Origin of the sequence: Acidobacterium sp. S8 (assembly GCF_009765985.1) — a bacterium.
Lineage (GTDB): Bacteria > Acidobacteriota > Terriglobia > Terriglobales > Acidobacteriaceae > Alloacidobacterium.
In genome coordinates, this window is sequence record NZ_LMUM01000029.1 from 89723 (window position 1) to 109792 (window position 20070).

At 54.3% G+C, this 20070-nt stretch carries 19 protein-coding genes and 1 pseudogene; 13 read left to right on the forward strand and 7 right to left on the reverse strand.

Annotated elements, in window-relative coordinates:
• Positions 1-852 (forward strand): multicopper oxidase domain-containing protein (locus GSQ86_RS23530; protein ID WP_254062376.1); only part of this gene is annotated, 852 nt, incomplete at its 5' end.
• 126 nt (positions 853-978) lie between these two features.
• Here the strand turns inward: GSQ86_RS23530 and GSQ86_RS13805 are convergent.
• The 3 genes from GSQ86_RS13805 to arsM are packed head-to-tail and all read right to left on the reverse strand — an operon-like array spanning position 979 to position 2873.
• A complete protein-coding gene (locus GSQ86_RS13805; RefSeq protein ID WP_158750536.1) occupies positions 979-1407 on the reverse strand; it encodes an arsenate reductase ArsC in 429 nt (142 codons plus the stop codon).
• Between the two features lie 32 nt (positions 1408-1439).
• The gene (locus GSQ86_RS13810) at positions 1440-1931 is read right to left on the reverse strand and encodes an arsenate reductase ArsC (RefSeq protein ID WP_158750537.1); all 492 of its coding nucleotides are present in this window, start codon (positions 1929-1931) and stop codon (positions 1440-1442) included.
• Between the two features lie 24 nt (positions 1932-1955).
• Positions 1956-2873 carry an arsenite methyltransferase gene (gene arsM / locus GSQ86_RS13815; protein WP_158750538.1) on the reverse strand — a complete coding sequence of 306 codons (918 nt, stop codon included), beginning with the start codon at positions 2871-2873 and terminating at the stop codon, positions 1956-1958.
• Positions 2874-2948: 75 nt separating this feature from the next.
• On the opposite strand from arsM, the gene GSQ86_RS13820 reads away from it, so the two are divergent.
• Positions 2949-3368, forward strand: coding sequence for a helix-turn-helix transcriptional regulator (locus GSQ86_RS13820; RefSeq protein ID WP_158750539.1), 420 nt, complete (start codon positions 2949-2951; stop codon positions 3366-3368).
• A 2-nt stretch (positions 3369-3370) separates the two neighbouring features.
• Positions 3371-3614, forward strand: a pseudogene (locus tag GSQ86_RS23945) (arsenic resistance protein); the annotation flags it as partial.
• A gap of 161 nt (positions 3615-3775) precedes the next feature.
• On the opposite strand, the gene GSQ86_RS13825 reads toward GSQ86_RS23945, so the two are convergent.
• Together GSQ86_RS13825 and GSQ86_RS13830 are read right to left on the reverse strand one after the other, a co-directional pair.
• Complete coding sequence (locus tag GSQ86_RS13825; RefSeq protein ID WP_158750540.1) at positions 3776-4438, reverse strand: response regulator transcription factor; 663 nt, start codon at positions 4436-4438, stop codon at positions 3776-3778.
• On the reverse strand, positions 4435-5790 hold the full coding sequence (locus GSQ86_RS13830; RefSeq protein WP_158750541.1) for an ATP-binding protein: 1356 nt from the start codon (positions 5788-5790) through the stop codon (positions 4435-4437). The genes GSQ86_RS13825 and GSQ86_RS13830 overlap by 4 nt, the downstream gene beginning before the upstream one ends.
• A 362-nt stretch (positions 5791-6152) precedes the next feature.
• On the opposite strand from GSQ86_RS13830, the gene GSQ86_RS23100 reads away from it, so the two are divergent.
• From GSQ86_RS23100 to GSQ86_RS13845, 4 genes are all read left to right on the forward strand, one after another.
• Positions 6153-6530, forward strand: coding sequence for a hypothetical protein (locus GSQ86_RS23100; protein WP_216841149.1), 378 nt, complete (start codon positions 6153-6155; stop codon positions 6528-6530).
• Positions 6527-7444 (forward strand): TolC family protein, encoded by a 918-nt coding sequence (locus GSQ86_RS13835; protein ID WP_254062381.1) that lies wholly within the window; start codon positions 6527-6529, stop codon positions 7442-7444. The genes GSQ86_RS23100 and GSQ86_RS13835 overlap by 4 nt, the downstream gene beginning before the upstream one ends.
• Positions 7445-7572: 128 nt before the next feature.
• Positions 7573-8112: an efflux RND transporter periplasmic adaptor subunit gene (locus GSQ86_RS13840; RefSeq protein ID WP_254062377.1), complete on the forward strand. Its 540-nt coding sequence runs from the start codon at positions 7573-7575 to the stop codon at positions 8110-8112.
• Positions 8113-8155: 43 nt separating this feature from the next.
• Positions 8156-8368: an efflux RND transporter permease subunit gene (locus tag GSQ86_RS13845; protein ID WP_371720655.1), complete on the forward strand. Its 213-nt coding sequence runs from the start codon at positions 8156-8158 to the stop codon at positions 8366-8368.
• 1110 nt (positions 8369-9478) lie between these two features.
• On the opposite strand, the gene GSQ86_RS13850 is transcribed toward GSQ86_RS13845, so the two are convergent.
• Positions 9479-10651: a P1 family peptidase gene (locus GSQ86_RS13850; RefSeq protein WP_216841150.1), complete on the reverse strand. Its 1173-nt coding sequence runs from the start codon at positions 10649-10651 to the stop codon at positions 9479-9481.
• A gap of 583 nt (positions 10652-11234) precedes the next feature.
• On the opposite strand from GSQ86_RS13850, the gene GSQ86_RS13855 reads away from it, so the two are divergent.
• The 4 genes from GSQ86_RS13855 (at position 11235) to GSQ86_RS13865 (ending at position 16346) form a co-directional block, all read left to right on the forward strand.
• Entirely contained in the window at positions 11235-12773 is a 1539-nt protein-coding gene (locus tag GSQ86_RS13855) for a glycosyl hydrolase family 39 (protein ID WP_216841151.1), read from the forward strand.
• 159 nt (positions 12774-12932) lie between these two features.
• Positions 12933-13280 carry a hypothetical protein gene (locus tag GSQ86_RS23950; RefSeq protein ID WP_371720656.1) on the forward strand — a complete coding sequence of 116 codons (348 nt, stop codon included), beginning with the start codon at positions 12933-12935 and terminating at the stop codon, positions 13278-13280.
• Positions 13189-14619 carry an arabinose isomerase gene (locus tag GSQ86_RS13860; protein ID WP_158750557.1) on the forward strand — a complete coding sequence of 477 codons (1431 nt, stop codon included), beginning with the start codon at positions 13189-13191 and terminating at the stop codon, positions 14617-14619. Before GSQ86_RS23950 ends, GSQ86_RS13860 begins: the two co-directional genes overlap by 92 nt.
• Before the next feature lie 485 nt (positions 14620-15104).
• On the forward strand, positions 15105-16346 hold the full coding sequence (locus tag GSQ86_RS13865) for a TlpA disulfide reductase family protein (RefSeq protein WP_158750542.1): 1242 nt from the start codon (positions 15105-15107) through the stop codon (positions 16344-16346).
• A gap of 60 nt (positions 16347-16406) precedes the next feature.
• Here GSQ86_RS13865 and GSQ86_RS23955 read toward each other — a convergent pair whose 3' ends face one another.
• Positions 16407-16541 (reverse strand): DUF892 family protein, encoded by a 135-nt coding sequence (locus GSQ86_RS23955; RefSeq protein WP_371720657.1) that lies wholly within the window; start codon positions 16539-16541, stop codon positions 16407-16409.
• A 165-nt stretch (positions 16542-16706) separates the two neighbouring features.
• Here GSQ86_RS23955 and GSQ86_RS13875 point away from each other — a divergent pair, with 165 nt between their 5' ends.
• On the forward strand, positions 16707-17054 hold the full coding sequence (locus GSQ86_RS13875; protein ID WP_158750544.1) for a PadR family transcriptional regulator: 348 nt from the start codon (positions 16707-16709) through the stop codon (positions 17052-17054).
• Positions 17051-19771, forward strand: coding sequence for an ABC transporter permease (locus GSQ86_RS13880; RefSeq protein ID WP_158750545.1), 2721 nt, complete (start codon positions 17051-17053; stop codon positions 19769-19771). Before GSQ86_RS13875 ends, GSQ86_RS13880 begins: the two co-directional genes overlap by 4 nt.
• The last annotated feature ends 299 nt before the right edge of the window (positions 19772-20070 follow it).

Below are 20070 nucleotides of genomic sequence, written 5' to 3' on the forward strand. Positions count from 1 at the left end.
AGCACAATGAAAGCCTCTCTCGCCAAAGGTATGCCGAAGGGCTACGAAGTAGGCTATGGCTCGTTCACCATCAATGGACGAATGCTCGGTCATGGCGAACCGGTCCGCGTGAAGCAAGGCGAACGGGTTCTCTTCCATGTTCTCAACGGAAGTGCGGGCGAGGTTCGTAGCCTGGCTCTACCCGGTCACACATTCTCGGTGATCGCGATGGATGGCAACGCACTTCCGAAACCTGTAGGTGTGCCGGGGCTGTGGCTGGGGACAGCGGAGCGCGTCTCGGCCATCGTACAAATGAACCATCCTGGTATCTGGATCATGGGAGACCTCGGCGACGACGATCGTCATCATGGCATGGGCATCGTCGTGGAATATGGGGGTTATAAGGGAAAGGCGCAATGGATTGCACCAAAACCGTTCAAATGGAACTATGCGTCTTTCGGTCAGCCGCATTCTCCCGCGCAAACGCCGGATGAAATCTTCGACATGACCTTCGCCAAGGACAATGCCGCGCTCGAAGGTTTCAATCGGTGGACGATCAATGGAGTCGCCTATCCTTCCGACCAGATGATGGCCAATCCAATGTTTCGCCTGAAGGAAGGCAAGCGTTACCGGCTGCGCATGCGGAATGCGAGCGACGACATCCACCCGATTCACCTTCATCGCCACACATTTGAGTTGACGAAGATCACTGGACAACCGACCTCGGGAGTCCTGAAAGACGTGGTGATGGTTGGCGGATATCAGGAAGCGGAAATAGACTTCACCGCGGATAATCCCGGCCTAACCCTATTCCACTGTCATCAGCAGCTTCACATGGATTATGGCTTCATGTCCCTGTTCGATTACGAGTGAACCGCACGGAGAAAACGCTCTTGCTCATCCGCACTGCAAGTTCTTGCGCTACCCGTTCTGGCGTTTGCCAAAAAGCAGGAGGAGCGGTCGGCATGACAAGGATCGGAAGACAACACACGTCAATAATTATCTCGATACCGACGCTGGACTCGGCTTCGTGCTTAAGTGCTCTTGCGCCAGCAACTGCAAAATCCGGCGTTTGATTTCGTCGCGGGTTTGACGCACGGTTTCTATCCCTTGTCCCTTGGGATCGGACAGCGGCCAGTCATCGCGCCGGAGCCCAGGAAGGTATGGACATTCATCACCGCATCCCATCGTGACCAGCATCTCAGCATTTTTTGCCAGCCCTGCCGTGAGTTTTTGCGGCTTCGCATTGCTGAGGTCGATTCCCACCTCGCGCATTGCATCCACAACGACGGGATGAACATGCGCGGCGGGCTGTGTCCCGGCAGAGATAGCCTGCGCTAGAGCAGGATCGACAAGCTGATTGAAGAGTGCAGCCGAAATCTGTGAACGGCCAGCGTTGTGAATACAGGCAAAGATAAAAGTACGCATTTCTGATCAAACTCCTTCAGTTGAGCAGCCGTCTATTGATGCCCTATCTTGTCGATTTCCTTCTGTATAGCGAGTTGGCCAAGAGTTGAGAGAGGCAAAGACAGGAACAGGCTGATTCTCGGATCCAGGATGGAGAAGGCGTCACGAAATGCGCGCTGTATTTCTTCCGGTGTGCCCACGACAGCAGCGGGAGCGGGCACTCCCCAGTGGGCAGTCAAAGGCTGTCCCGGCCAAACCGGGCATATCTCCTTGGCAGCGTTATCGCAGACGGTAAAAACGAAATTAAGCTGGGGCGTGTCCGGTTTGGTGAATTCATTCCATGACTTGCTATAGAACCCTTCAGTGCTGAGTCCGGCAGACTCGATTTGTTTGAGGGCTTCAGGACGAACAATACCCGTAGGATGGCCGCCAGCGCTGTATGCGGTGAAGTTGGGGCGCCCTTTGCGATCCATAATCGCCTCGGCCATGATGGAGCGGGCTGAATTGCCCGTACGAAGGAACATGACATTGTAGTGTTCTGGCATTTTCAGCGTTTTTCCTCCGCACTCTTACGAGCAGCAAGTCGGGCCACAGCAGTTCTTGTTGGCACCTGGCTTGACCGCATATACCTTTACACTTGCTGCGGCGGCATTGACATCGTATTCGGAGAGCAGTTTGGTCAAGTCATCGTGGAGGCTGGTTGGGGTGAGCGCATCGGTAGAGCAGCAAACCTCTCCAAGCACTGTTAAGCCGTTGGCAGTATCCATTGATGGAGAGCAGCACCCAGCCTGATTTTCGACTTTGGCATACGCGTTGAGGTCGGCTCCACTATCGACAATCTCGATGTGTTCAAAGCCTGCGGCGAGCAGCCCTTCGCGGTAGTCGTCAATCTTAATCGCGCCGCCGATGCAGCCGACATACGCCGCCATGCTTTGCGCTACTGCGGGTGGCAATTCGGCCTTGAGCGCGATGTCGCTAACCGCCAATCTACCGCCTGGCTTGAGAACCCGCGCAATCTCGCGGAAGACAGCGGGCTTGTCGGGAGCCAAGTTGATGACGCAGTTGCTGATGACGCAATCGACCGATCCATCAGCAAGGGGCAGGTGGTCAATGGTCCCAAGATAAAACTCGGCATTCGTGTAGCCGCCATTTTGCGCGTTCGTTCGGGCTCGCTCGATCATCGCTGGTGTCATGTCGATGCCGATGGCCTTTCCAGCAGGGCCGACCAGAGGCGAAGCCAGAAAGACATCCATCCCTCCGCCCGATCCCAGGTCGACGACGACTTCGCCTGGACGGATAGATGCAATGGCTGTTGGATTCCCACACGAAAGACCCATATTGGCTTCGGCAGGAATAGAGCTCAGTTCCTCCGTACTGTAGCCAAAGGCTTCGGCAACGGCCTTCACACCTGCGTCTTTACTGGAGAGTGTGCTTTCCGCGACAGCCCCATATTTCGATCTTACCGATTCAAGCAACTGCTCAGTCATAAAGCCCTCCGACATATCTGCCAAACTGAATATATTTCCACTGGACACATCTGTCAATACGAATATAATCGCGACATGGCAACGAGACAGAAGTCCTTTGATATTGAGCGATTCTTTCAGGCACTGGGAGACAACACCCGGCTGCGGCTCCTGAACTTGATGGGCGATCAGGAAATATGCGTCTGCTATTTCGTAGAGATTCTGAATCAGCCACAGCCAAAGATATCCCGGCATCTGGCATATCTGCGGAATGCTGGCATCGTGACGACCCGGCGCGATGGCAAGTGGATGCACTACCGCATCGTGATGCCACCCAATGAAGGCGCGACGAGGGTGCTGCAAGAGATTCTTCAATGGTTCAAGGAAGAGAAGACCATGCAGGCGGACCGAGCAAAGCTGACCAAGGCTTGCTGCACACCGGAGAAGTTCGTGACCTTGCTCGGAGCGCCGCTGCCTGCACCAGTTGAATCGTCTCCCGTTTTCGCTTCGAGGTGAATATGTCCACGTCCCCTATTTCCCAAGGCCACGTGTGCTCACCGATACCGCAAGAAGCTGTCCTTTCTGGATCGCTTTCTCACGCTATGGATTTCTTTCGCAATGGCGATTGGCGTTGGCCTGGGACATTTCATTGCGGGGTCGGCAGCTTCCATAAATAGCTTCCAGTCAGGCACGACGAACATTCCCATCGCTATCGGACTCATCATCATGATGTATCCGCCGCTGGCGAAGGTTTGCTACGAGAGTGGATACCCTCTGGTTAGTCCGTCACTCGAGAGTTGTTCAGACCTTGAGATCTTGGTGTCTAAGATCACTTCCTCTTAGCCTTAGTCGATTTTCTATTACTAATTTACGCAGCTGATTATCTGGATCTTTCTCAATATGCTCTGGAATATGGTGAAGCTTCACCGTTCGCTTCTCAGCCAGTCGGTCGAATATTTCTCAATGGCTATCCTGACCAGTTGGCTGCGTGTCCTCACCCCTGCCTTGTTGAACAGCTCTTGAATGGTGGCTTTTACGGAAGTCTCCGAGACCTCCAATTTCGCAGCAATCTCCTTGTTTGCGAGTCCATCAAGAATACTGCGGAGGACCTGGTGCTGTCGCTCACTTAAAGACCGAACTCCCTGCTCCGATTCCTTTCTTTCGCTTGAGTCTGCGATCAAGGAACGCATGATTCCCTCGTCCAGCCAAGTTTCCCCTTTCGCCACTCTCTGAATGGCATCGATTAGCTGGCCAGGGCCACTGTGTTTGAAGATCACCCCAGACACGCCTGTGTTGAGCGCATTAACCGTGACGCTGTCCCGCATGCCAGCTGTCACTATTAACACTCGTACACTGCTCTCTCGGATGTGGAGCTCCTGAAGTAAGTCGGTCCCGAATTCCTCTCCCAAATCATAGTCCAGCAAAATGACGTCAACAGGAGCACTGCTGAGAATCTGACGTGCTTGAACAATTGTTGCGCAATGACCGACGACCCTAAAATCAGATTCCGATTCCAAGAAGCGCACGAGGCTTTCACGAAAGAGAGCATGATCGTCGACCAGCAGAATGCGGACAGGGTTGCTCATGGGGCTTTCTCTAATTGACTCACCTGCGATAGCTCAACAATGAAACAAGCTCCATCCGGGAGGGCGTTGTATCGCAACTCGCCTCCGAAGGAACGCATAAACGCGCGGGATAAATAGAGACCAAGGCCACTTTGCTGTGCTCCAGCCTGGAATGGGTGAAAGAGCCGCTCTGGTTTGTCCACGCCTCCACCGTTGTCGATGAATTCCACGATGAGGCGATGTCCTTCACTCCTGGCAGAGACGGACAGCATCTTGTCTTTCTTCAGAGACAATGCTCGCCGACTGTTTGTGGTCAGGTTCAGAAAGACCTGTAACAGATTGGTTTGATCGGCCCACACTGGCGGCAAACCCGGCTCCAATATCCAGGTACATTCGATACTTTCATCGCGTAGTGTCGGAGTAATCACAATTTTCAGATTGTCCAACACGGTAATAAGATCGACCTCTGTAGCCTGATCTGAAGACTGGCGAAGATCTACCGCTGCGATTCGTTCCAAGGCAAGAACGAGGCTTCCGAGCGCTTCAAAATCCTTATTCTGCGACAGTAACTCACTGCGCGACAGATTCTGATGCACGACAGCGATTGCTCCGCAAACGTTGCGAATTTCATGAGATACGGCTCCGACTGCAATACGTGAGCCGGTCAACATCTGGTGCAGGCTAGCTTCCTCTCGTGTTCGGAGTTCTTCGGATGCGTCCAGAATCAGTGCGGCTAGACGGGATCCTGTGTCTGTGCGATACGTTGAGAAGCAAATGTCCGCCAAAAACACTTCACCATCCTCTCGCTGTCCGCGCGACTGCATGACCGTACGGAACAACTGTTGGTTAGTATCGCGGCGGGAGATGTTTGAAAGAGATGGGAAATAGTGGTGAATCGAACGCCCCGGCAGCGTAGCTGATTCAAGTGCCAACATGCGATGCGCCGCTTCGTTGGCCATCAGGATGCATCCATTCGAATCGGCGGTGATGATCGCGGCAGGACTGCTCTCGATCAAAACTTTCAGCTGTTCCTCTGCTTCACGCCGGGCATCCCGTTGTTTCTCAATCTCATGAAGATGTTCGATGACGATCTGGCGGTTCCGGTTCACTTCGTAAACGAAAAGTCCTACGCAGAAGAAGGCCGCAAAATAGAGGACATCGCGCGGCATCCCGACTCTCATGCTCCAGACAAATTGATCGAAGTTTTCTGTAACGACCGTGCATAGCACAGCTACGCCAGCGATCTGCCACGGACGCAAGACCCGGCCCACCATGAGCATGGGCAGCAGATAAAGGAAGCCGAGAGGCAAATCGTTGACCAGGCGCCAATCGATGAGTGCGATGGCCGCGATCAGGAAACCGGCCCGGAACAAAACGGATTTCCTGCTACCTCGAAGTAGTGGCGAAAGCATATTTCTCCGTCTTATTCGCTCGATGAAAGTGCATCCAAGATGCCCTATCGAAGCGAAGGGCTGCTTTGACAAATGCCCTTCGCCATCATAGTCAAATTGATCTCTCCAGAAACCACCATGCAGCTATCTTTCGACTTAGCGATAGAGGAATGACCAAAAGATAGCCTGCTCTGCCTGAAAGATAGGGCCTACGGTGCTGGCACAGCCTCTAGGCTTATTCATGGGATCACTTCCCGAATGTCCAGCAAAACTTCGGCCTGCGGGGCGTGGAAAGATGGCAAGTATTGGTGAATCTGGCACTTAGAAAATTAGAGACCTACTGCATGAGCCCCTCAAAATCATTCATACATGTTGTCTTGCCTTGGCTTGCTGTGTTCGTGGGACTAATGCTTCCAGGCAAGCTGGCAAACGCCCAATCGGGCTATACGTGGGAGCAAATCAAAAGTAAGTTCGAGACCGCCAACCTCGCACTGCAGGCGGATGAGATCAATGTGCAGGAGATGAAGGCCCAGGAGATCACGGCCTATCTCCGGCCAAATCCGCAGCTAACGCTCAGTGCCGACGGGACCCAAATTGCTCCGCATGAAGGAATCTGGAGGCCGTTGTCTGGCACTGCGCTCTTGTCGAGTTTCAGCTATCTGCACGAGCGAGACAACAAGAGAGAGCTGCGGCTTCAAGTGCACAAGAGGGTACGCAGATAGCATCTTCGCAACACCAGGATCTCGAGCGTAATTTGCTTTTCAGCCTCCGGTCTCAGTTCGTGCAAACTCTTCAGGCGAAAGCTGTGCTGGAGTTGGCGCGCCAAGAACTCGACTACTACGACCATCTAATCGACATCAGCCGTGAACGCTACAGCAAAGGGGACATTGCGCAGATCGATTTGGATCGGATTGAGCTCCAGCGCGTTCAGTACGAATCGGATCTCCAGACTGCCGAAGTCAATCTGCGGACCTCCAAGATTCAGTTGCTCATTTTGTTGAATGACAGAACGCCTGTTGAACAGTTCGACGTTACCGGCCCATTCGATTTTCTCGACCAGTTACAGCCGCTCGACGCCTTCCGACAGATCGCCCTCGACACCCGGCCTGACCTAAAGGCAGCTCTCGAGTCTGTCCAGCAAGCAAATACAAACCACAAACTTGCCGTCGCGAACGGTTCGACCGACCCAACCTTGGGCGCGTGGTATACGTATAACCCGTCTTTCAGCAACCCGTATGCAAATCAAACGCTCGGTCTAAGCGTAAGCATCCCCCTTCGCATCTTTGATCGCAATCAGGGGGAAAAGGCGCGGACTCAGTTGGACATCGGCCGCAATCAACGGTTGAGCGATGCAATACACGCCCAGGTCTTTGGTGATGTGGATTCGGCGTATGCCCAAATCGATAGCAACTTAATCTTGCTGCGGCCTTATAAGGCAAAGTACCTCATGCAGGCAACGCGCGTCCGCGACACGGTTACCTATGCGTACCAGCGCGGTGGTGCTTCTCTGCTCGATTTACTCAATGCGCAGAGCGATTACCGCAACGTGCAGTTGGCCTACCTACAACTCATAGGCTCTTATCTGACAGCCGCTAGCCAGTTGAATCTTGCTGTCGGGCGTGAGGTGATTCAATGATCAGCAACAGATCGGTTATAAAGCTCGCAGCTTGTCTCGCGGCGTGTCTCTCCATGGCTGCATGCGAGAAGAAGTTCAACCCAGCAGACGGCGCCCCGCAATCCTCAAAGCCAAAAGAGGCTGGCGATATGAGTTTAGTGACCGTGGACAAGCCGGATCAGTTTCCGCTGGTATCCGCTGAAGGAATCGAAGCCCCGGCGGAGTTAAATGTTACTGGAACAGTCAACCCCGATATATCGCGCGAAGTACCCGTCATCTCGCTTGCCAGCGGTCGCGTGGTTGACATCAAGACGCGGCTTGGCAACGACGTTAAGAAGGGCCAGTTGCTCCTTAGAGTACAGAGCCCCGACATCACGAATGCTTTTGATGCCTACCTGAAGGCCGTCAACGATGAGCAATTAGCCAATAAGGCTTATGCGCGCGCGAAGGATCTCTATGAACACGGTGCTGCACCGCAAAGCGCGTTAGAGCAGGCGGAGGACACAGAGAAAGACATGCGGACGGATCTGAATGCCGCCGAAGAGCAGCTAACGACTCTCGGCGTGGATAAAGATCATCCAAGCAGTATTGTTCCTGTGTATGCACCGATCTCGGGTGTGGTCATCGCGCAGAATGTTACAAATGCTGCCGCGGCCGGCGTAACTTTCTCGGGATCGTCACTCGATTGAAGATGCAGCAGTTGCCGGAGCTGTCCTTCGACTGCGTCCGATCATTATGACAATGATGGTCGCCACTCTTGGCCTGCTTCCTGCCGCCATGTCTCATGGCATCGGGTCCGACTCGCAAAGGCCGTTTGCCATCGTCATCGTCGGAGGGTTGATTGGAGCCCTCGCCATCAGCGTCTTCCTGCTTCCCACGCTCTACGTGTGGATCGCCGGGGAAAATGATGTTCTGCCCCTGCCGGAAACGGAGTTTGAGAACTAGCTCTCATGCGCGATGAATGGGCTAGGCCGGTAGCCCCAATATAGGGCGCTGCCTTTGCCCTGAATGTAATGTGGCGAGGTAGCAATGAGAGGTATGTTATGGGCTTCAACGCTGTTGTCGCCATGGGTCGTTTGCTGCTCCACTCTCGCGAGAAGCAGTCTTTGCATTTCAAACATTGGAAACGGTGTGTCCTCCCGGCAATCGTCCTTATGCGGCTCTAGTTAAGGCATTCCTAGCACTTACCGCATCGGATCCAGTCGTGACTCCGGCGATCAAGCAGCTAGTTGAGCGCACTCAGGGATATGGTGTAGCGAGCGCTAGTCGCCTAAGCAATCCAAGTTCCGAATCAGCATTTTTTCTATGGCAAGGGCTGTTAGAAGACAAAGACGACATGGTTCAAATTCCTGTCCCGAAGGAATGGCTCGCAGCAGCAGGTAATCCGAAGTTGCGTCTTGTGCTACCCGCCGACGTACCGGTCAATGCAGCCACTTCGGAAATCTGGGCATCCCGGAAAATATCCGCGAAAGTTAGATCCACCCCGGATTCGAAAGCCTTGCGAGCTCAAAAGCGGAAAGGCGGGGAGTCTTACCCGTTGGTCTCCCAAGAATATAGTTTCGGAATATCGATGCGGCCGCCCTTTCCAGCGATATTTGGATCACCGAAATCTCGTACGAGGACATAGCCGACTACTACCCTCTATGGGCCTTCGCCTCACAACAACGGGCAGCATTCGCCGCCGAGTTGTTCGACGAATCTCCCACATCTGCAAGCCCACAGCTCTGCTTCAGCCCATGCCGCCGCGACTATGACCCGCCGCCTCACTGCTCAAAAAGTAATCGTGAAGACTCCCGTGGTTTTGTGCTATTAGCAAGACCCAGAAAGCAATCTAGCCCAAGCATTCTGAGCTGACGTGTGTGCGGTCAGTGTACCGAAAATCGATCATTATGCTTTTTTTCTGCCGTTTGCGGAACCCATATCCCGCTCTTCAGTCGTGTTCGCGATCCTTAAAAAATCAATAGCTCCTTCATTTCGGATTCAGTGATTTGCCCATCAATATTAACTGTTAGAGCTGCACAGTTCCTCAACAATCGGATCCTTCACCGGCTTAGGTTATCTTTTGTATTTCTCAAGGACTTTCTGTAACTCCTCGTGTGGAAGAGCAATGACAGTGCGTCCATCCGCGCCAGTCATCGTAGTCGCCCCCACCATTGCATTCACAATGGCTTCCTCCGTCGCTTCAACAGTGGCAGTGAATAGCGGGCTTATTCTCTCATTGGATATTGTCTCGACTGTATTCGGCCCAGGTTCCCTGTCGGCATTGGGATTTGCTGTGGAAAATGCGATGAAGATATCTCCTGAACTATTGCCGGAAGTCGAGCCCGTGCGCGCGAGTCCAAGCGACACTCGGCGCGCCATTCGCTTAAGCTGATGAGGCAACAGCGGCGCATCTGTGGCAACGACGATGATGATCGAGCCTACGTCACCTTGCATCGCCGCTTCGGCTTTACCGAATTTCGAATACGGGACGTCCTGCGGAATCTCCTTTCCGACCGGGACCCCTGCAATCGTAAGTTGCGGGCGCCTACCACAATTGCACTGCACCAGCACACCTACTGTGTAACCGCCCTCGTCTCTGGATAAAGTTCGGGAAGCCGTACCAATGCCTCCTTTGAATCCATAGCAAATCATTCCCGTGCCGCCGCCAACGTTGCCCTCCGCAATGGGACCTCCCGCAGCATGGTCCAGGGCGTCGAAAACATCCTCAGGCTTCACATGAAAGCCGTTGATGTCGTTCAGCCAACCGTCCCACGTCTCGGCAACGACGGGCAGCGACCATGCCTGTGTCAGCCGATCATGTTTCAGGCTCCAGCCGATGATCGAGTCTCGAACCGTACCCACGCTGTGGGTGTTGGTGAGGGCGACGGGCCCTTCGAGAAAACCAGACTCTTCGATCCAAGTTGTGCCTGTCATTTCGCCATTGCCGTTGAGGCTGAACCACCCGGCATAGACCGGATCGGGATTGTCTTTCCCCCTGGGAAAGACGACCGTGACCCCGGTCCGTACTGGACCTTCACCCACCTTAAGCGGCCCGCTTCCGGAGATCAGGGTCGTGTTTCCAACTGTGACTCCTTTCACGTCGGTGATGGCGTCGAGTAGCCCAGGCGATCCCTCGAAAGGAATGCCGAGCGACCGCGCCCGTATAGGTACCGGCGTCTGACACTGCGCCAGCGATAACGGCGAGAGAATTAGGAGTGCGACAAGATAAAGCATGCGAGTAAACATAGACAACGTTATCGCATGCGAGATCGTTCAGAGAAACGGCGTTTTCTTATGAGACCGCCGTAATGAGGCGCAGTGCGGTACTCGACAGTCGATAGAAATCGTCCGTGTCATAGCGTATCTGACCATCTTAATCCGGCCTGTTTGCCACTTGAGAAATCGTCAAGGATGCCATATCGGGCTATCGCAACTTGCCTTCAAGTGAACTTGAAGTTGTACGATTGAATGCCTGAGATTCCGAGGCAATTGGAATCCAGCGGACTCAATCGGGAGAAAGATTGCGAGCAGAACTTCGCTCAAGATGCTGTTCGATCCGCGCAAGTTGGTCTGTGCGAAGCAGGTTTTCTAAGTCTCGGGAAGTAGCAGAGGTCCCGACCGGACTCTTTGTAATGAGCACGCGAACAAGAATTGCGGGATGACCGGACGGTAGACAAGTACTGGTTAAGAGTCGGAGAGAAAATATACTTATTTCCACATCATTCTTTCTCGCGGAAGTTTTCACACCGCGACTATCTGGTCTCTGTCCGGATAGAGGCTGGACGAAGTGCGATCCCGCGCAACAACAAATGTGAAAGGAGTATGTGCTATGCGCATAGGATTGGTGACGAAACATTTGCTTCAGCATCATTGGATAGCAGACCGATTCGTCTGGCTATTTGTCACGGGCTTCGCATGTATTGCGACGCCTATCGTGATGCAGGGGCAACAGCCGCTTCAACTGACCATCCAATGGGACAAGACTACGGTAGTTTCGAAGTCAACGCCAACATTACAAGTGGTAGTGAACCCGCCTTTGCGGCCGGGCCAACCGCTGAGCGCCGCATCCTACAAGGCTGTGAAGGAACTGGGTGCGGACGATGTGCGCTATGTCCCGTGGTTCCCTTATCCCAAGCTGGCCGTGGCTGAGTTGGAGCCGCCGACGGCGACAAAGACGAATTGGGATTTTTCGTTGATCGATCCGATGACGAAGGATTTTTTGGAGGCGACGGCGGGGCACCCGACGGTGATGAACTTCAGCACAAGTCCTGCGTGGCTTTATAAGACGGACAAACCGATAACTTACCCCGAAGATCCAAATACGGTCGACTGGCGCTATACCCAAGGCACGGAACTGCGCGACCCAACCGACAAGGAACTGAGTGACTACTATGCGCGGCTGGTGAGTTGGTACACGAAAGGCGGCTTTACCGATGAATTGGGCGTGCGGCACCAGTCGGGATACCATTACTCATTTCCCATCTGGGAGGTACTGAACGAGGTGGAAGCAGAGCACTCCATGACGCCTGAGGCCTACACCAAGCGCTATGATGCCATCGTCGCTGGGATTCGTCGAGTCAGCCCGGGAACAAAGTTCATGGGCATGGCGTTGGCAGCACCGAGAGACCATCCGGAATTTTTCGAATACTTTCTCAATCCAGCCAATCACACGCCGGGGACTCCGCTTGATTATATTTCTTATCATTTCTACGCGTCCCCTTCTCCATCGCAAACCATTTCCGATTGGCAGTACACTTTTTTCGACCAGGCGGATGGATTTCTAAGCACTGTGCGCTACATCGATAACATCCGCAAACGGCTCTCGCCGAGAACGAAGACGGACCTGGACGAGTTGGGAGTGATTTTACCGACGGATAACACGGCCGCGGACAAAGAGCCCCCGCCAGCCGCCTACTATAATCTGGCCGGCTCGCTGTACGCATATTTATATGTCGCACTTTCGCAACTGCAAATCGACATCATCGGCGAATCGCAGCTCGTCGGCTATCCATCTCAGTATCCTAGCGTAAGCATGATGAACTGGATCAATAACCAGCCCAACCCACGGTTCTGGGTTTTAAAGCTGATTAAGGACAACTTTCATCCCGGCGACTCGTTGGTTGATACGAACTTGGGAGGCACCGGTGCGGGTGACGTTGAAGCGCAGGCTTTCGTCACGACAGCGGGCCGCAAGCTGCTGCTGGCCAACAAGCGGAATCATGCTGTCGATGTGAAGTTGCCGGATGCACAGAAGGCTAATGCGGTGACAGTGGATGAGTCGACTGGGGATGAGCCGGCCCGTAGCGTGAAGGTAATCGACGGCAAGATCAGGCTGGAACCCTTTGCCGTGTCGGTGATCAGTTGGTGACGATAAAACCAAAAATAGATCCCGCTGAGGGTTAGCCGTTGAGCGATTCGCTTCATTCTTGGCTGCGCGATAGCGCAGCCGAAACCCATGAGCAGCCGCATCGTAATGTGTAGCCCGAGATGCGAGATATGCTAAAAACGGAGGCATTAGCGAAATTCAATATTCCGCAGGGATAACTTACTGTTTCTCAGCTTCAAGGCGATGGACCTTGAAGCTACCTCGAGCCAATTAGACGATCATCCTGTGAACCTGCGCTGGCAGAAAGCCATCGCGCCGCTTTTTGCACCGCATGAGGGTTTGCACCCTGGCGAATGCTTTCCAATGAGAGAAGAGGTTTACTTTCTGCCTTGGGAGCTAGTGATTACGAAATTGCACGCTGAAGACAGGGGTTTTTCAAGGAGGAAAGAAAGTGACGATGAGGAGCGGGCGATCCCTACGTGTGGGTCTATGTGGGATTGGCCTCGATACTTATTGGCCTCAGTTTGGTGGGCTACAGCAGCGTCTTGAAGACTATGTGGCGCAAGTAGGGGCGCGCCTCCTTCGCCCGGGTGTGGAAGTGGTCAATCTGGGTTTAGTTGATTCTCCGGAGTATTCTCACGAGGCAGGTCACAAATGCCGCCGGGAAGACATTGACGTTCTGTTTCTTTATGTCACCACATATGCGCTCTCGAACACAGTTCTCCCACTGGTGCGGAGAGCTGGCGTGCCTGTGGTTGTGTTGAATCTGCAGCCCGAGGCAGCAATCGATTACAAGACCTTTAACCGGCTGGAAGATCGCACAGAGATGACCGGCCAGTGGCTGGCTTACTGTGGGGCATGTCCGGTTCCCGAAATCGCCAACGTGATGATGCGTGCCAAGATCCCCTTTCATCAGGTGACAGGCGTACTCGATGATGAAGAGACTTGGCGGGAAATCGAAGAATGGTTGGCGGCGGCTCAGGTCCACGCCACATTGGCGTCGGCGCGACTGGGGCTTATGGGTCACTACTATAGCGGGATGCTAGACGTCATGACCGACGTGACTTTGGTTTCGATCGTCTTTGGAACACATGTGGAGATTTTAGAAGTGGACGAGTTGAGTGCGCTGCGGGCCGAGGTCAACGAGGCAACTTTAGAACAGCGGCTGGAAGACTTTTTAACATATTTCGATATGCAGCCGGATTGCTCTCCTGAAGAGTTACGGAGGGCCGCCCGAACTTCAGTAGCACTAGACGCATTTGTCGCGCGGCATAATCTCGACGCCTTGGCCTACTACCACAAGGGATCCGGCATCGCAGCCAACGCAGATACCATGAGTTCGATCATCCTAGGAAGCTCGCTACTGACTGCGCAGCATATTCCAGTGGCGGGCGAATATGAGGTAAAAAATGTTCTGGCGATGAAGATACTGGATGTCTTAGGTGCGGGCGGCTCATTCACCGAGTATTACGCCATGGACTTCAATGAAGACTTGGTGCTGATGGGTCACGATGGACCAGGGCACATCGCCATCTCCGAAGGCAAGACCAGGGTGAGACCGCTCAAGGTCTACCACGGCAAGGCGGGCGGTGGGCTTTCTGTGGAAATGAGTGTAAAGCACGGTCCCGCCACGCTGCTCTCGGTTGTGGAAGACTCGGAATCGCGTTTTAAGCTGCTGGTCGCCGAGGGCGAGTGCGTGGAGGGGGAAATCCTAGAGATCGGCAATACCAACAGCCGATATCGCTTCTCAATAGGGGCGCGAGGCTTTGTGAGCGCATGGAATGCGCGGGGCCCAGCGCATCACTGCGCCGTGGGTATAGGGCATGTAGCCACTACATTGAAGAAGACAGCTGAGTTGATCGGCATCGGCTTCCAACAGATATGCTGAACCGGTGATACGCAGATAACTCAAGGAGCCATATGCGTAATCTGGTAGTGGAGTGATGTTGCCGATCTGACGCGATCGCCACTACACGCTAGCTTCTAAAGTCTTCGATATTCTAGATATGAAGGTCGAGGAATCAGAGACATCTGTTCTTTTCAAAATCGATCTGTTTGGTGCCCTGGGGGCAGTCGATAAGCCTATAATCGGTAAGTACTGAGGTCGATGATCCCCTTTACATGTCGGCGAACTCTTTGCGGAGATGTCTTGACGTCCAAATCCAAACAAGCTAGTTTTGTGCTGTGGCTCATTCCGTTCAAATCGCTTGTTGCTGCTATCTAAAGCAGGCACTTATGCGCTCCTGAGTCATACGTATTCTAGAATTCAGAATCAAGACTTAATTGCGTCGCCTGCGAGGTCAATGTCCGCAGGCTTTTTCGTGCGCACTATCTCGCAGAATTCAAATTACAGAGTTGCAAATAAGGATTCGAATGAATCGTCTGGCATTGGCTTACGTTGCCTTAGTGGGTAGTTACTTCCTACTTCCTGGACCATTGAAGGCAGATACGATCGTTAAGCACTGGAGCGGAACAGCGACTGTGCATGGTCAGAAGGTCCCGGTGAGACTCGATCTCTCTCAGGTCGCTAAAGATGGCAAGCTCAGTGGCGGCTATCTCAATGGTAACGAGTATTCCGCTTCCAGCAGCGGGATGTTGAACGGCGCACATCTGGTGCTGCAGTTCGACTACTTTGCCCGGAAGCTCGAGGGGGAGCTTACGGCGGACAAGTTCACGGGTACCTATGGGGGCAAGACCGGGACGCCGATGCCGATCGAGCTTCATCCAGAGACGGAGAACAAAGAGACGACTAAGGCCGGCCCTTCGATTAAAGGTGAATGGGAGATTGCCGTTCATTCGTCGAAGGGAGAGTCGGCGTGGACGCTCCGCGTTTCTCCTTTCAAAAGCAATGAAATCGAAGCAGTCATCTTACGGATCGACGGTGATACAGGTGGTCTTTACGGCTCCTTTGACGAGAAATCGGGCGAGTATAGAGTAGGTCATTTCGCCGCATCCGGGCCTGCACTCTACTCGCTGAAGCCGCAATCTGATGGCTCGTTGATTGTTACCAATCTTCTGCGCGATGGACAGCAATGGCTTGCGCAACGGCCCGGTGAGGCGCGGAAAAAGAACCTTGTTCCGCCGACGAAAGAGACCGAGCAGACTGGCATTGTGGATCCTTCTAAGCCTTTGACTTTCTCTGCGATTAGCCTGTCCGGAGAGACGGTGTCGAATACAGATGCGCGGTTCAGGGGTAAGGTCGTGATCGTGGCGATCGGTGGCAGCTGGTGTCCGAACTGTCACGATGAGGCTCCATTTCTGGTAGAGCTGTACAAGCATTATCATTCGCGCGGTCTTGAGATCGTCGACATCTCCTTTGAGGAAGAAGATCAGCTTAAAGATCCGCAGCGTCTGCACGCATTTGTCGCGAAGTATCACATACCTTACCTCGTGCTGCTTGGAGGAACTCCGGATGAGGTGAATGCGAAGCTACCGCAAGGTAAGAATTTAAATTGCTGGCCGACCACATTTTTTGTGGGGCGGGCCGGGCTTGTGCGCGAAACGCATGCTGGCTTTTCCGGACCCGATACTGGAACGGCAAATGAAGAGTTGAAGGACAAGACAGATCGGCTGGTTGAGAGGCTTCTCGCAGAAGGCAACGTAGCACAACGTTAGCGAGAGCAGCGTGGGTATCCGTCTTACCCGCATGGCTCCGAAGTGGACTTTCTACTTTGGTCATCTGGCCTTCAGTCCCCTGCAATGTGCGCTGAATGCATTCGACAATTCTGGGTCTGTAGATTTCTCAATCAGATCCGGAAGCGCCTTTGTAATTTTCTGCTCCATATCAAGGGCCTTCTTGAGGTTGCTGATCTATAGGCTGCGTAAGTCTTCGATGTTCGCAAAAAATAGTTTTACGGTTCCCTTTCGAGACAAAATACTAGGCTTTGTCGTCGAATAAAAAATTCGACATGTCCTGTTGCTTTCCAAAAGGAAGCATGTCATTATTCCTGTTGGAAACCTAAAGGTTGATTCTTAATGAAGGAAAAGCCCGACGTATTGCAAGGAACGCTGGCGCTGATGCTCCTCAAGACACTTGATGTCCTGGGGCCGCAGCACGGTTGGGGAATCGCGCGGCGCATCGAGCAGATCAGCGGAGACCTTTTGGCTGTCAACCAGGGCACGCTGTATCCCCTTCTGCTCAAGCTCGAGCAGGAAGGCTCGATTGCCTCCGAGTGGGGCGCATCGGAAAATAACCGCCGCGCGCGCTTCTATCGGCTTACCGGGACCGGCCGCAAGCAGCTCCAGGCAGAGACCCGCGATTGGGAGCAAACCGCGGCCATCATCGCGCGCTTCTTCAAAGTCAAGGCGGAGGATTTAACGTGAGATACCTGCGACGGTTCTTCATACGCTTGTCGAATCTTGCCACAAGGCGGAGTGCCGACCAACGCCTGCAGGAAGAGATCGCCGAACATCTCACGTTCCAGGCAGAGGAGAACCTGCGCGCCGGTATGTCACCCGCCGAGGCGCGGCGTCAGGCTGCCCTTAAGTTTGGCGCAGCGGAAGCGATCCGCGAACATCACCACGCAGAGCACAGCATTCCCCTCATCGAGAATCTGCTCTTCGACCTGCGGTACGCGGTTCGCATGCTTCTGCGATCGCCTGGATTCTCTTTCATTGCGATCGCTACGATGGCACTGGGCATCGGAGCCACCACCGCGATCTACAGCGTGATCGACGCCACGCTGCTGCACCCTTTGCCGTACCCAAGCCCTGGCGAGCTGGTGCGCATTGAGGACAACCTTCCCGGCGTGGGCGCGCGGGACGTCGGCATCTCCGTTCCTGAGTGGAAGGACCTCGAGAGCTCCGGGATATTCCAGTCCGTATCGGTTTCCGGTCACGGCGCAAATGTGAACCTCACCGGTAGTGCACAGCCCGAGCGTCTCAGCTACAAGCATGTTACGCCGAATTACTTTGCGGTCTTCGGCGTTGACGCGCAGTTGGGTCGCACATTCGATCCGCACGATGCCACTCCCGGCTTCAACCTGGAGGCCGTGATTAGCGACGGGCTCTGGAAGAGAGAATTTGGAGCCGACCCTCACATTCTCGGAAAAGCTCTACTCCTGGACAACGACGTTTATCACGTCGTGGGCGTCATGCCGAGCAATTTTCGCGATCTGGGCTCGACCAGCGAGGAACTGAATACGGAAGTGTGGTTGGCGGCTGGCATGGCCGGTCTGCCATTTCCGGCCCCGCTGCGCGGTACACGTCTGCAGGCTCGAGTGGTCGCGCGCATGAAGCCCGGCCTTTCGATTGCGGCCGCGCAGATGCGCCTCGATACGTTGGTTGCATCGCTGATAAAGCAATATCCTGCGGAATATCCGGCAGAGGCCGCATGGACCTTGCGCCTGATTCCACTCAGCGAAAGCGTGGTCGGCAATGTTCGCCAATCTCTCGTCCTGCTGTTCTGCGCGGTAGGATCGGTCCTGCTGATCAGTTGCGTCAATGTTGCCAATCTCCTGCTCGCCAGGGCCAGTGGGCGGGGCCGTGAGATCGCGGTTCGCCAGGCCCTGGGAGCGCAAAGAACGCGCCTCATCCGCCAGCTTCTGACCGAGATTCTGCTGCTCTTCCTGCTTGGCGGGGTCGCTGGTTTTGCCATTCTCTTCTGCACCCAACGTTTTTTGCTGCGGCTTGTTCCGGAGAGCCTGCCGCACCTCAACAACATCACGATTGGCTGGGGCGTGCTGGCCTTTGCTGTGATCCTCTCAGTCGCAGCCGGAACTATCTTTGGACTTGCTCCCGCGTGGCTGATGAGCCGTATCGATTTGATTGGTACGCTTCGCCAGGAAGGACGTGGCTCCAGTGGCTCACGGGATCGCGCGCGTGCCCGCCAGATTCTGGTCATCAGTGAATTGGCGCTCTCCCTGGTGCTCATGGTCGTCGCGGGTCTTCTGCTGCGCAGTTTTTGGGGCTTGTACAAGGCGGCGCCCGGTTTCAATCCTGACCGCGTCATGGCCATTCAAACCTGGTTGCCGGGACCGAACGATCCCAGTGCGGATATCTACCGAACCGCCACGCAGGAATCGGTCTTGCTGCGCGAAATCCTTCGCCGCAGCCGAACCCTGGCGGGCGTAGAAGAAGCAGCCATCGGCGACGAGGATGCTCTTCCCCTGGGCCACAGCCATCCCGGCGCTCTGCCATTGATCCGCGAAGGCGTCGAGACAATGGACAATCAGGCTCCTGTGATCGATAGTCCCATCGTTTCGCCCGAATACTTCCACCTGTTGGGCATGCCGCTCGAGCGGGGACGCCTTTTCAGCGACCACGACCTTGAGAATACCCCCCAGGTTGCGGTCATCAATCAGGCCGCGGCTCGTACCTACTGGCCAAACCAGGACCCGCTTGGCAAACGCGTCCGTTTGCACCTGGATGCCCGCGAGCTGTTGAACTCAGCCAGTCCAGCCTGGACCATGATCGTCGGCGTGATTGCGGATGCCCGCACGGAATCGTTGGCGGACGCGGCAATTCCGCAGATCTACCGCAGCGTGTACCAGCACCCCGCCAAAGACCTGGCCATTTTTCTTCGCGGGCAACTCGATCCCAGCGTCATCTCCTCGCAAATGCGCACGCAGATCCAGTCCGTCGATCTAAAACTTCCAGTCTTCCACGCCCAGACCTTGGATGAGGTGCTCTCCACCTCGCTTTCCGTGAGGCGATTCTCGATGGAAATGGTGGCGCTTTTTGCGGCAACAGCCTTGCTGCTCGCTGGACTCGGAATCTACGGCACTATTTCCTACGTTGTGAATGAACAAAGACGCGAGATCGCTATTCGCCTCGCACTGGGAGCTCAAAGAGGCAATATCCTCAAGATGGTCCTGCGCCGGGGACTCCGTCTGGCCGCTGCAGGCGCCGGGCTGGGTGTGGCCGGTGCGCTTATCGTCTCCCACCTCATGGCCGGACTGCTCTACGGCGTGTCGCCGGTCGATCTGCCCACCTTCGCCGTCGTTACCCTTGCGCTTACCGCAGTCGCAATCGCCGCCAGCTATATTCCGGCGCTGCGCGCCACGCGCCTCGATCCAATCACTACGCTGCACTCCCAATAACTTCCTGGCACAGCTCGAGACATGTCTTCGGAACTTGTGATGAATTCATTCCACACTAAATTCCAGAGGATGAATTCCCAAACACGCACTTCGCTTTACTGAAGTTCACTCTCAACGAGTGCCAAATCGCCAAGTCACTCATTGATCCGACGGTCTCTTATGGCAGCTAACCAAGTCAGGATCTCTTGAAATTCAATGGTTGCCTTGCCGGGCCATCGTTACACTCCTTGGCAACTGTTCCCAATAATGGTTCTAGCCGGACGTGCCGAGGACTTTTGATAATGCTGGTTATCAGAAAC